Here is an 11,926-nt window from a genome sequence, read left to right as displayed (position 1 = left end):
GCTCACAACTTCCCGCTTGACTTGGCGGCTGGCGAGTCTGCACCGGTTGCACTGACTGCTCCTGCCATCAACGGTTAGTTTTCCTTAGTTAATTCAGGTTAACTATTGTAAGAAGGCGCTCCCACTAGGGAACGCCTTCTTCGCTGTTTAGGGGAAACGGGTGGCTCAGTTAAGGTTACGGAAGCAGGGTCTTCAAATGAGCCGCAAAAAGAGCCGAAAAGCATCGAGATGCTAAGATAATCACCTCGCCTGGCTTCAAAATCCAAAAGCCCCCAGGTGTATGATTCCTGAAGGCCCTGGAACTGAGCATAGAGATTTTATAAAGGGTTGGCTAGGCCAGAATAGAGCTTGCGAATAGAGGGTTTAGTTAGGCGATAAAGAATTAGAGTTTCCCCTAACTCCTGGAGTTTGTACCATCCTAGTCGGCTTTTTAATTTATCGGTAGAAAATATACATAAATTTAAATGATGGGAAAGGTGATCATAACTGCGATCGCTCTATCCATCACTCCCCCCGGGCTATCCTCTGACCTCACGGATCAGGTCACGATCGTTCCGTAAGCTTCTGGATCGACCCCCGTTCACGCGCTACCCCCTACCGCCCTTGAGTTCCTCAACCCTCCACCTGATTGAAGCCGCCGTTGAGGCGCTTTGTTCCCTCAACGCTCAGGCCTTTGCCCGATGTTTTACCCCGGATGCCCGCCTGGTTTTACCCAATGGTCAGCAACTTCAGGGCCGCGCCGAAATTCAAGGCGCCCTTGCCGATCTATCGCAGCGCCTGATTCAGGTTGACCTGAAAATCTCTGGAATGACCATAGCTGCTGGCACTGCCTACGTAGCGTGGCACTGGCGTAGCTTAGCCAGGCAAACGGGGAAGTGGCAGGTTTCAGACAATCTAATTGTCCTACAGTTCAATCAGGGGCTGATCTCTGCCTGGCGAGAGTACCAGGCCCAACCCCTTGAAAACCCTGCTTCTCCCCAGCCCGCGAGTTTAAAATCTCAGCGGCCGCCCGACGCATGACATCCACCTCGGGTGGCGATCCCAGCCAAATTTCCAAGGCTGCTGCACCTTGCTGAACCAGCATTTCTAAGCCGTCGATAGCCTGATAGCCCTGGGCGATCGCCTCTTTCAGCAGCTGTGTTGGCTGGGGGGTGTAGATTAAGTCATACACTAGGGCATGGTTGGGTAACTGCGCCATGGCCTCTCCAGTCAACGGCATTCGGTCCACAGCGGGAGCCATGCCGATGGGTGTGGTGTTGACCAGCAAGTCTGTGTGGGGGAGAAGATCCGTGATCTCATCCCAGGTGTGTAAGGTGATCTGGGCAGGAGAGGGAGTAAAGTCTTGAAGCAATTGGGCTAAGCGCTGGTCGTCGCGACCCACAATCTGAATGTGCTGAAACTGAAGCGTTTCACAGCCTGCAATGATGGCGCGAGCAGCCCCCCCGTTGCCCAGAATTACGGCTGTGCCGTCTGGCCAGTGGGCCTGAAGATGTTGCAAAGGAGCCATGAAGCCTTGCATATCGGTATTGGTTCCCGCCCAGCCCGTGGCGGTTCGCCAAACGGTGTTAACGGCACCAATGCGCGCGGCAATCGGGGTAATGGATTCTAAAAATGGAACAATGGCCTGCTTGTGGGGAATGGTGACATTAAACCCCTGACAGCCCATGGCCTGCAGTCCTGCAAGCGCCGTCCCCAGATCAGGGTTTGCAATCGGAAGGGGAACATAGACATGGGAGACCCCCTGCCTTCCCTGCTGGGTCGCCAGCGCCTGGATCGCTGCATTGTGCATGACCGGCGAGAGGGAATGCTCGACGGGATCGCCGATCACCCCCAACAGTTGGGTGGACCCTAAAATGGGCAATAAACCTGTAGTGCTCATCAATCCAACACAACGGCAATTAAAACCAAGCCGAATCAGTCAGACCCTGGGGCTCACTGATTCGGCCAATCCTCTTAGGCAGCTCCAGGGATCGCAAACGCGGAGCTTCGCCGGTTAAGGAAACTTGGGGGATCTGTAAAGATCGGCTAAAGCGGTCTAGACAGCCTCCATATCTTTCTCGCCGGTGCGGATTCGAATCACTTGGGAGACAGAGGAGACGAAAATCTTCCCATCTCCAATTTCTCCGGTCCTGGCTGCCGAGACAATTTTCTCGACCACCATTTCCACCTGACTATCTTCCACCACAATTTCAATTTTCAGCTTTTGCAGAAACTCTACCGTATATTCAGAGCCTCGATAGCGCTCCGTTTGTCCCTTCTGCCGCCCAAAGCCGCGAACCTCAGATACAGTCATTCCGACCACACCCGCGTTCACTAGCGCAATTTTGACTTCTTCGAGCTTAAAAGGGCGGATAATAGCCTCAATTTTCTTCAAGGGTCTTCTCCAACGTTAATACAAGCGTATTTTCCTATAGTGAACACGAGTTTTCGCAAACTGCGTTCTGTCCATGCACTATAGCTTACAGTGGGAAACCAAGATGTTAAAATCCTACAAAATTATTTTCACAAGAATAATTTAATAGAGGGCTGGCATGCAGGGCTTCAGCTGCGATCAGGCAAATCTCGGTCTGCCAGGTTTGCCTGATCGCTGATCGAATGACCAGCCTGTAGGGACGTAGCCTCTCCCGGTGACGGTGCCAGCTTCTGCACAGCACCGGCCAGGTCCACTCCAGTGGTTTGCTTGATCTGCTCAATAAAGGACGCTGCCTTAATCGCAGTGCCGCCCCGTTCGGCATCAATCACCGTCACGTTTTGTAGCTTGACCTGAGGAATCGTGGACGTCAGAGTTTTCAGCAAGACCTCCAGCTTTTGCAGGACAAAGATATCTCTTGCATTGGGTCCAGCGGCATTCCAGGAGGCGGCCAAACTCTCGGTCCCCTCTGCCAGGGCTTTTCCATCTTCAATGATCTGGGCTGCCTCGCCCTTGGCATAGGCGATCGCCCGCTTAGATTCAGCCTCTGCTGGCGCAATGATGTCCGCCTGAAGCTGTTGACGAACCTGTTTAATGCGCTCCTGCTGCACAGGCAGTTCGGCCTGAGTTTTGGCGAGGGCTGAGGCAATATCGGCCTCGGCTTCTGCCACCACGGCGCCCCGCATGGTGGTCGCATCTTCAATGCGACGTTTCGCCTCCGCTCTGGCAATGGCAATATCGCGATCAATTCGCTTGAGCGCCGTAATTTTCTCGTTCTCTGCGGTTTCAATCGCAGATTCAGCCGAGGCTTCTGCCTCGGCGATGCGGGCATCTCGCAGCAGATCCGCCTGCTGTTTGCGGCCAATGGAATCCAGATAGCGGACATCATCAGAGATATTTTGAATTTGCAACGTATCCAGGATCAGCCCCAGCGACTCGAGGTCCTCTTCTGCTTCGTCGAGCAAGCTGCGAGCAAAGGCGATTTTATCTTCGTTGACCTGCTCTGGGGTCAGCGTGGCCAGGACCCCCCTCAAATTTCCCTCCAGTAGTTCCTTGGCAATCTGTTCAATTTCCTTGCGAGATTTCCCCAGCAGACGTTCAATCGCATTGTGAATTGTGGGTTCATCTCCAGCAATTTTAATGTTGGCCACCCCATCCACCTTCAGGGGAATGCCCCCCTTGGAATAGGCATTTGCCACGTGCAGCTCAATGATCATATTGGTCAAGTCCATGCGCAGCGCCCTCTCTAGCAGCGGCACCCGCAAACTGGCACTGCCCTTAACCAGGCGATAGCCCACCTCTCGCCCGGTGGCGGTCCGCTTTTTGGGTCCCGCAAAAATCAGAATTTCACTGGGCTGGCAGATATAGTAGAGATTTTTAATCACAAAGGTTGTGGCCCCAGATCCTAAACCTAAGATCACTAAAATCAGAAAAATAATTTCCATGGTGCTTGCGTCTTGAGTGCTTACGTTGCTTGTCTGGAATGATTGCGGGTTATCGCCTGGGAAAGGGGCATCGCCAGAGAGTCGGTTCTTCTCAAACTAACGAGACGAGAATTCTCCGTCGATCACCGATTCACCGGGCTAATTGTTTGGGCCGACCGCCTCTGCCCCTGGAAACGGATCTGATGGATCCGCCTTCGATGGGACTGTTTCCAAGGAAGCCGCTAGGGTCTGGGCCTTGGAGGCGGCTGGGGATTTCATCAGCTGAATGCCCAGGGTTTGGTCAACGCGCTCTAGAAACTGGCGCACCATCTCTGGATAGGCATTCACCAGACCTGCGATCGCCTGACCGTTACCCGTATCAATCACGTTGATCCGGTCGATTTGCACCCGGTTGGGAATTTCAGCCGCCTGTTTCAGAATCATCTCAAGCTGCTGAATCAGGAACACCTCGGAGGCGCTGGTGCCGGTGTTCGCCCAAACCTGCGTTAGCATCTCATTTACCTTTGCCGCAGCCTTAGCGTTCTCGGCAAGGGCTGCGGCTGCCCCCTTCGCGTGGAGTTCCTGGGATCGACTGTGGGCTTCGGCGGGCAAAACTTCGTCCGCTTCTAAGCGCAGTCTCTCCAGTTCAGCCCGCACCTTTTGGAGCGTCTGCTCAGCTCGGGCTCGGGCCTCTTTTCCGGCCGCAGTGGTGCGCTCTTCTTCAGATCGAGCCTCCTGTTCCAGCTCAGCCTTAATGGTGCGCAGTTCATTTTGCTTTTGTTGCACCAGGGAAAGGGCCTCGGTCTTGGCAATTTCGGCTCGCTGCTGGCATTCCGCTTCAATGCGCTCTGCCTGCCCAAGGGCCTGGGATTCAGCAATTTCGGCGTCGCGGACAATTTGGGCAATACGGCGTCGACCAATGGAACTTAAATAGTCCACATCATCCGCAACGCTTTGGATTTTGAGGGTATCCAGGTGCAGACCTAGCTTCTCTAGATCCCGCGACACATCTTGAGCAATGCGCTCAGCAAATTGCAGCCGGTCTTCATTGATTTCCTCTGGGGTGAGGGTGGCCACTACCCCGCGCAGGTTACCTTCTAAGGTTTCGCGCGCCACTCGCTTAATCTCGTTACGACTGCGATCTAGGAATCGTTCAATGGCATTCCCCACCACCCGCTCGTCTCCCGAAATCTTCACGTTTGCGATCGCCTGAATATTGAGAGGAGTGCCCCCCTTGGAATAGGCATTGGTCACCTCCACCGGGACCGGCATCGTTGTCAGATCCATGCGCTTGACGGTCTCGATAACGGGAATCACAATGGCCCGCCCCCCAAACTTGACCTGATATCCCACCTCTTTGCCACTTTTGTTACGATGCTTCCGCCCCGAAATAATCAGAATTTCATTGGGATTACAAATTTTGAGGAAGCTTTTAATAAACCAAAGCGTCAGGCCTGCGGCAATTAAGGCTATCACCAGAGGCAAGGCCACTGACATGGATGTCGGGGAAGGAGGCGGCCCCTGTTCAACCACCAGTCCTCCCTCAAGCCCCGCCGGCAGGTCTTCCCTGCGCTCAGAGGCAAACCGGGGTACAAAGGTTGCATTCAGGGACAGGGTGGAATCATTCATAGGTTTTATCATCCTGGACAAACTTATTCACTCCGTCGACTTCACTCCATTAAGGTCAATCTACCCACTTTCCTCTATCGATCAACGCCAATCCTTCAGCCCTCCTGGGTCGGATCGCTTGTGGGGCTTCATGTCAGTCAGGGGATCGCAAGCTATCTTCTGAAACTACCCACAGCTGATTGCTTTCAATCCCCACCACCACCACCGACTCTCCCACCGAGAGGGATCGGGTGTCGCTGGTGCGCGCAATCATCTCTCGACTCCCATCATTAATCTGAATTCGAATCTTGCCACGATGGTCCATGTCAATGGGCAGTTCGACGGTGCCCACCTGACCAATCAAATCCTCTGGTTGTAGGAAGCCATCGGGATTCCGTTGGCGCAAAACCTCCAGAGCTATGGCAATCATACTGCCCACCAGCAATCCCATCAGCAGGGCGATGATCAAAATGACCCGCGCTCCTAGCTGGGGCTGAAAGGCTGTAAACAGAAGCCCGGTCAGTCCAAAAAAACAGCAGCCAAAGGTCCAAAATTTGATCGTTCGCAGCAACAGCAATGGATTGAATCGCCATCGCTGCCGCCGAGATGGGATCAGACGATCGGATCGCTGATTTTGGGGATCAACCAGCTCGGCATCGGCATCTATGCCCGTAGAATCAAACTCGGGTTCACCCCACAGCCCAACATCAGCACCATCAATTTCAGCACCGTCAATCCCCCCAATGGCTGCCAAAAGAACGAAAATGCCGCCAACTGTAAAACAAATCCAGTAGATAGGTTGCATAGGTCAACCAATGCGAGCGCTATGTCCAATCATAGCCAGGCTTTTGGGTCTCTTCTGAAATCTTTAACTTTATTGCGAGAAGTCTGCCCAGGGGTTGCGGCAGGGGAGCTTTGAGGTTGAGCGGTGACGCCCCGCCGTTACGCCACTGCTGGGAAGCGGATCAGATACAGATTAAACAGCTTCCCCTCTCGGGTTTTGACAATTTTGCCACCCCAGGATTTTATCTGCTGATGCCACTCCTCAAGGCTCTGCAAAATGACCTCAGCGCCCAGGTAGGTCTCCAAAATGGCCCAGTCCTCAGCCAACTCATTGGCTGGGTTCACAATATCCAGTAAAACTGTACCACCTGGCTTGAGTACGCGCTTCATCGCTGGGAACACCTGCGCCCAATAATCAACGTCAAAATATCCACTCCAGCCCGTGGCCACGATGCCATCAAAGCTTTGGTCTGGGTAGGGTAACTGATGCCCGCCGCCCAACTGCACGCCCTTAAAGAGCTTAGAGTTTAGCTGCGGACCCCGGCTTCGCAACACCTCACAGACAAAGGAACTGACATCTTGACCATAGAACGAGGCATTCCAGTCCCGCCAGGGGTAAATCAAAAAGCTCAGGCCGCAGCCAATATCAAGCCACACCTGATTCTTCTTGGGCTGATACAGATCCCAAAAGGGGGAGGCAGTCTGGTTTTGGAGCTTGCCGCTGGCCCAGTCCTGAAAGATGGCCATCGCCTCCACCTCCGCAGGCAGGTCAAAGGCCTGTCCTCGATATTCGCGGTCATAACGCTGGGCAATGGGATAGGTCAGCTTCTGCCACGGGGTAGGGGCGTCGCCAGGCCTTGGGGGCTGGTGGTTGGGCACAGCAGCGTTGGACTTTTTCCCCATGGGCTCGAAATGTATCGGTTTATCAAAAATCCATTAACAGACGGAAACCTGACCCCCTACAGTTAGAGTCATTGCTCCGAGTCTAACACCCATGTCCCGAGCTGGCGATCGCCCGAGTTTCGTCTCGAATTATGTGGATGATGCCGGGCTGCGCTGTCCCGGCACCATTCAGCCCCACGGCATGCTGATGTGGGTTCCGACCCTGGAGGGAAGGATTGAGTGGGTTAGCGAGAATCTCCCTCATTTTTTAGGCATCTCCCCGGCGCATCTGTTGGGGCAGCCCCTGGGACGGCTGTTTTCCCCGGCAACCCTGGGTCAGATTCGTCAAAGATTTCAAGCCCCTGGAGGCGCGAACTACTGTGACTGCACGACGCTGCAGTGGTCTGACCCCTGCGCTGGGCTAGATCGATCGAGTTGGGATCGATCCCAAACAGTGGATCTCAGCGCCCATCCTGCTTCCCAAGGAGTCATCCTGGAGCTAGAGCCCGCCCTGCCCCAATCCACCCTGAGGCTCACCGCCCAACTCCAGGCCCTGTTTCACCAGATCCACCAGGCCTGCAGCGTTGATGAACTGTTGCTTGTGGCGGTGCAATCTCTCCAAACCCTCACCGACTTTGAGCGGGTCATGGCCTACCGGTTTGACAGTCAGGGCGCTGGTGAAGTGGTGGCAGAGGTCAAACCTACCCAAGGCGCGATCGCGTATCAAGGGCTGCATTTTCCAGCAACCGATGTGCCTGAGGTTGCGCGGCGGCTCTATCTCCAAGGCATGCTGCGCTACATTCCCGATCTGATGGCTCCATCGGTTCCCCTCATCCCCCATCATTCGCATTTGCTGGAGACTCCTCTGGACCTCAGTGGCGCTAGCTTACGGAGTGTGGATGACTGTTGCCGAGCCTATCACCAGAATATGGGGGTGCGGGCTTTGCTGGTGGTTCCCATCCGGGTCAATCGGCAGCTCTGGGGACTGATGACCTGTCATCATCCCCAGCCCGGTCAAGTTTCCATGGCTCAGCGTCATCAGGTCTCATTACTGGGCCAGCATCTGTCTGCTACCCTATCCACTCTCATTAGCGCTGAAACCGTCACATACCAAACTCACCTGAAGCACCTGCAAACCCGGCTGATTCAATCGCTCTCAGAATCTGAACGATTTAGCGAAGTCCTCATGCAGCCGGACTTGAAAATTCTAGAGCTGGTTCGCGCCCAAGGCGCTGCAATTTGTCTGGGCAATGGTATTACCCTCGTCGGAGAAACCCCGGAGGCGGAGGAGGTGTTTGCCCTGCTGCAGTGGGCCGATCCGCAAGTGCAAGAGTTTATTTTTCACACCCATGAACTCCCGCACTGTTTTCCCCCCGCCCAAGCCTATGCCGATAAAGCTTCAGGGGTGCTTTTGCTCAAGATTTCCGAAACCCAAAAGTTCTCAATGCTTTGGTTTCGTCCCGAAGTGGTACAAACGGTTCACTGGGCCGAAAATCCGGCCAAGGCAGGTCAAATCCCCCCCCCTGGACAGATGGGGCCGCGCCAATCCTTTGCCCGTTGGCAAGAACTCATTCAGCACACCGCCGTTCCCTGGCAACCCTCAGAAGTGGAAAACGCGCTGGGGCTCCGAGCCGCAATTTCAGGGATTGCCCTGCGAAAAGCCGATGAATTAGCCCAGATTAACCAAGAGTTAGCCCGGAGCAACGAGGAACTCTCTTCCTTTACCTACGCCGCCTCCCACGATCTCAAGGAGCCGCTACGGGGCATTTACAACTACACCACCTTCTTGCTGGAAGATTATGCAGAGGTCCTGGATGAAGCTGGCATCGACCGCATGAAAGCCCTACTTCGCCTGACGCGGCGGATGGACCAGCTTATTGATGCGTTGCTGAAGTTTTCCCAGATGCGCCAAACGGATTTAAATATCCGGGAGGTTGACCTCAACCTCGTGGTGCAATCCGTTTCAGAATTGATGAGGATGAGCCGCCCCAACCTGACCTTTGACCTTCAAATTCCGCGATCGCTGCCTAGAGTGCGCGCGGACAAGCTACTGTTGAACGAATTGTTTTCCAATCTCATCAGCAATGCCCTTAAATACAACGAAGCGGACCTTAAAGTCGTTGAGGTTGGATATGTCCTGCCTGGGGAAATGGCCCCCTACGCCCTCGGCAGCATCCCCAAATCCAGCATTCGTGGAAAAATGTTGCTCTATGTTCGGGATAATGGAATTGGCATTCGTCCCCACCATCGACAAACGATTTTTAGACTTTTCAAGCGCCTGCATTCTCGCCATCGCTTTGGTGGGGGGACAGGCGCAGGGCTCACCATTGTTAAAAAGATCGTGGAGCGCCATGGCGGCATGGTGTGGGTCGAATCCCAGGTGGGCCAGGGATCCACCTTTTGGTTTACCTTAACCTAAGAAAAATATTAAGAAGCTCTGAAAATCTCGGTTTATTCGCTAGGCTGTTTTGTAAATTTTTGTAATCGTCTCGGCTTGCCATAAAGAAGGAATGACCCAGGTCTTTAATAATCCGTTATTGATTGTTGAGGATAGCGACGAAGATTTTGTAGTGCTGGAGCGGTTGATGCAGCAGATGTCGGTACAAAATCCAATTTATCGCTGTTTAGACGGGGATGAGGCCCTGGATTTTATCTTTGGAGAAGGGGACTCCAGCAGTTTATCCCTCCCCCAGCGACCGGCCGTCATTCTATTGGATCTCAATTTGCCCGGAACTGATGGGCGAGAAGTCCTGGAGCAGATCAAGCAGCATGAATCCTCTACAGACATCCCCGTGGTCATTTTCACCACCTCTAATAATCCCCAGGACGTTGAATTTTGCTACCTCAAGGGAGCCAACGGCTACCTCATCAAGCCTGTGAGCTATCCCAAACTCGTGGAAACCATCCAGGCATTTGTGGATTACTGGCTTCGAAGCAACGTCATTCCCCAGGAGGGGCTAAGGTTCAAGTCCGTCTAATCTTGTGGTCCTCCCCCCGAAGCAGGTTTGAAGCAGGTTGGATAATCCTCCCTCAGCCCTGATGGTGAATCGCTGTGCTGGTTCACCTGGGTTACATCGTAAAGATTCATGGGTGCCGTACACTAGAGACTATGCGAGTTCCTAGGATGGTTCTAATTGTTGACGATTGTGAAGAGGATCGAGAAGTCTACTGTCGATACCTCCGAGCGTCAACCTATTGCCGGGACTATCGCTATCAAGTCGTTACGGCTGAATCCGCGGAGGAAGGGTTCAAGGTCTGCCACCAGCAACAGTTTGATCTGGTACTGCTAGACTATGATCTGCCCGATGCCAATGGTCTAGAGTTTTTATCCCAATGGCAATCCCTTCATGGTCCGGCCTGTGCGGTAATTATGTTGACGGCCTACGGCAACGAAGCAGTTGCAGTCAAGGCCCTGCGCCAGGGCGCGCAGGACTATCTGGTGAAACAGTCCCTCACCCCAGAATCTTTGCACCATGCCATCCAGATTGCCTTTGAACAAGTGCAGCTGCGTCTGCAACTGTATCAGTCCCAGGAGCGCCAACGGCTCATTGCGACCTCGGCCCTGCGCATTCGCGACTCCTTAGATTTAGACCAGATTCTGGCTACGAGTGTTTCAGAAATTCGGCAGCTGCTCAAGAGCGATCGCGTGGTCGTTTACCGCTTGCTCACCGATACAGCCCTTCAGGTGCTGGCCGAATCGGTTGCGCCGGGATTCCCGGCCGCCCTAGAGATCGTTTCGCCCCAACCGCTCTGGCCCACCGCTCTGGCCCAACACCTCCAGCAGCGTCCTGCCCAAGGCCTGCTAGAAATTCAGGATGTATCCACTGCTCCCCTAGACCCTGAAGAACAAGACCTGCTCGCAGTTTTGCAGGTGCAGTCTCTTTTGGGACTGCCCATTCAGGTGGAGAAGGCTGGGCAGTCTCAGGTTTGGGGCACCTTAATGGTGCATCAGTGCCAAAGCCAGCGATCCTGGTCTGACCCTGAAAAGAAGGTTTTAGAAGAACTCTGCGTTCATCTGGCGATCGCCATTCAGCAGTCCGAGCTGCTGACCCAAACCCAATGTGCACTGCTCAAGGAGCAGGAACTCAACCAATTCAAGTCCCATATTGTGGCCACCGTCTCCCACGAGTACCGCACACCCATTACCTCAATTTTGGCCTCCGCCGCCACCCTGGAAAGGCACGGACCCCGCCTTGAAGTTTCCAAGCAGCAGCGGCTTCTCCACCTGATTATGCAGCAAGCTCGCCATCTGCGTCAGCTGGTCGATGACATGTTAGTGGTGAACCAGGTTGAGTTGGGGCAAATTCAATTTAAGCCCTTCCCCATCGACCTTGAACACTTCCTGCGCAGCCTCATCGAAGAATATTCCATGCTGGCGGAGGTATCCCATGGTTTTGATCTGGAGATTCAGGGAGACTGTAGCCACTTTTGGGGCGATATTGGGTTGCTGAAGCAAATTTTCGGCAATATTATTTCTAACGCGCTCAAATATTCCAACCAGCCGTCTCCCGTACAGATTCGGATGGGCGGGGACGAAATAGGCGTCACGATTCAGGTGCGAGATCAGGGCATTGGCATTCCCCCCGTAGATTTGGCCCAAGTTTTCCAATCCTTTTCTCGGGGCAGCAATGTGGACTCCATTCCAGGCACAGGGCTGGGACTATCCATTGCCAAGGCCTGTACCGCCCTTCACCAGGGCACCATCGCCCTGGACAGCGAACTAGGACATTACACGGCGGTCACGGTTTGGCTGCCCAAGCAGCATCGGCCTGGGCTGGCGGCTTGAGCCCCCCTAAAATGGACAGGACTGTTCCCTCGC

Annotated in this window: 10 protein-coding genes; 4 read left to right on the top strand and 6 right to left on the bottom strand. The window is 54.0% G+C overall.

Annotated elements, in window-relative coordinates; translation table 11 throughout:
* The first annotated feature begins 603 nt into the window (after positions 1 to 603).
* Positions 604 to 1,020 carry a nuclear transport factor 2 family protein gene (locus QQ91_RS06860; RefSeq protein WP_166281384.1) on the top strand — a complete coding sequence of 139 codons (417 nt, stop codon included), beginning with the start codon at positions 604 to 606 and terminating at the stop codon, positions 1,018 to 1,020.
* Here QQ91_RS06860 and QQ91_RS06855 read toward each other — a convergent pair.
* From QQ91_RS06855 to QQ91_RS06830, 6 genes are all read right to left on the bottom strand, one after another.
* Complete coding sequence (locus tag QQ91_RS06855) at positions 911 to 1,879, bottom strand: shikimate dehydrogenase (protein ID WP_166281382.1); 969 nt, start codon at positions 1,877 to 1,879, stop codon at positions 911 to 913. The two genes, QQ91_RS06860 and QQ91_RS06855, sit on opposite strands and share 110 nt — an antisense overlap.
* A gap of 156 nt (positions 1,880 to 2,035) precedes the next feature.
* On the bottom strand, positions 2,036 to 2,374 hold the full coding sequence (locus tag QQ91_RS06850) for a P-II family nitrogen regulator (RefSeq protein ID WP_166281380.1): 339 nt from the start codon (positions 2,372 to 2,374) through the stop codon (positions 2,036 to 2,038).
* Between the two features lie 167 nt (positions 2,375 to 2,541).
* On the bottom strand, positions 2,542 to 3,855 hold the full coding sequence (locus QQ91_RS06845) for a flotillin family protein (protein ID WP_166281378.1): 1,314 nt from the start codon (positions 3,853 to 3,855) through the stop codon (positions 2,542 to 2,544).
* Between the two features lie 138 nt (positions 3,856 to 3,993).
* Positions 3,994 to 5,463 (bottom strand): flotillin family protein, encoded by a 1,470-nt coding sequence (locus QQ91_RS06840; RefSeq protein ID WP_250833280.1) that lies wholly within the window; start codon positions 5,461 to 5,463, stop codon positions 3,994 to 3,996.
* A gap of 133 nt (positions 5,464 to 5,596) precedes the next feature.
* Entirely contained in the window at positions 5,597 to 6,247 is a 651-nt protein-coding gene (locus QQ91_RS06835) for an NfeD family protein (protein WP_166281375.1), read from the bottom strand.
* Between the two features lie 137 nt (positions 6,248 to 6,384).
* Positions 6,385 to 7,128, bottom strand: a complete 744-nt coding sequence (locus QQ91_RS06830) for a class I SAM-dependent methyltransferase (protein WP_166281373.1) — start codon at positions 7,126 to 7,128, stop codon at positions 6,385 to 6,387.
* A 91-nt stretch (positions 7,129 to 7,219) separates the two neighbouring features.
* Between QQ91_RS06830 and QQ91_RS06825 the strand changes: the two genes are divergently transcribed.
* The 3 genes from QQ91_RS06825 to QQ91_RS06815 all read left to right on the top strand — a co-directional run bounded on the left by QQ91_RS06825 (position 7,220) and on the right by QQ91_RS06815 (position 11,893).
* Positions 7,220 to 9,526, top strand: a complete 2,307-nt coding sequence (locus QQ91_RS06825; RefSeq protein WP_166281371.1) for an ATP-binding protein — start codon at positions 7,220 to 7,222, stop codon at positions 9,524 to 9,526.
* Between the two features lie 91 nt (positions 9,527 to 9,617).
* The gene (locus QQ91_RS06820; protein WP_166281369.1) at positions 9,618 to 10,085 is read left to right on the top strand and encodes a response regulator; all 468 of its coding nucleotides are present in this window, start codon (positions 9,618 to 9,620) and stop codon (positions 10,083 to 10,085) included.
* Positions 10,086 to 10,231: 146 nt separating this feature from the next.
* Positions 10,232 to 11,893 (top strand): ATP-binding protein, encoded by a 1,662-nt coding sequence (locus tag QQ91_RS06815; RefSeq protein ID WP_166281367.1) that lies wholly within the window; start codon positions 10,232 to 10,234, stop codon positions 11,891 to 11,893.
* The last annotated feature ends 33 nt before the right edge of the window (positions 11,894 to 11,926 follow it).

The sequence above is a fragment of the Lyngbya confervoides BDU141951 genome (assembly GCF_000817775.3).
In the GTDB taxonomy this organism is placed as follows: domain Bacteria; phylum Cyanobacteriota; class Cyanobacteriia; order Thermosynechococcales; family Thermosynechococcaceae; genus Lyngbya; species Lyngbya confervoides.
Note: the sequence above shows the minus strand (reverse complement) of the source record. Positions and strands in the feature narration are given on the sequence as shown.

Coding starts and splice junctions, on each gene's coding strand:
- QQ91_RS06855 (WP_166281382.1), bottom strand. CDS start 1,879: ATGAGCACTACAGGTTTATTGCCCATTTTAGGGTCCACCCAACTGTTG.
- QQ91_RS06840 (WP_250833280.1), bottom strand. CDS start 5,463: ATGAATGATTCCACCCTGTCCCTGAATGCAACCTTTGTACCCCGGTTT.
- QQ91_RS06820 (WP_166281369.1), top strand. CDS start 9,618: ATGACCCAGGTCTTTAATAATCCGTTATTGATTGTTGAGGATAGCGAC.
- QQ91_RS06830 (WP_166281373.1), bottom strand. CDS start 7,128: ATGGGGAAAAAGTCCAACGCTGCTGTGCCCAACCACCAGCCCCCAAGG.
- QQ91_RS06835 (WP_166281375.1), bottom strand. CDS start 6,247: ATGCAACCTATCTACTGGATTTGTTTTACAGTTGGCGGCATTTTCGTT.
- QQ91_RS06845 (WP_166281378.1), bottom strand. CDS start 3,855: ATGGAAATTATTTTTCTGATTTTAGTGATCTTAGGTTTAGGATCTGGG.
- QQ91_RS06815 (WP_166281367.1), top strand. CDS start 10,232: ATGGTTCTAATTGTTGACGATTGTGAAGAGGATCGAGAAGTCTACTGT.
- QQ91_RS06825 (WP_166281371.1), top strand. CDS start 7,220: ATGTCCCGAGCTGGCGATCGCCCGAGTTTCGTCTCGAATTATGTGGAT.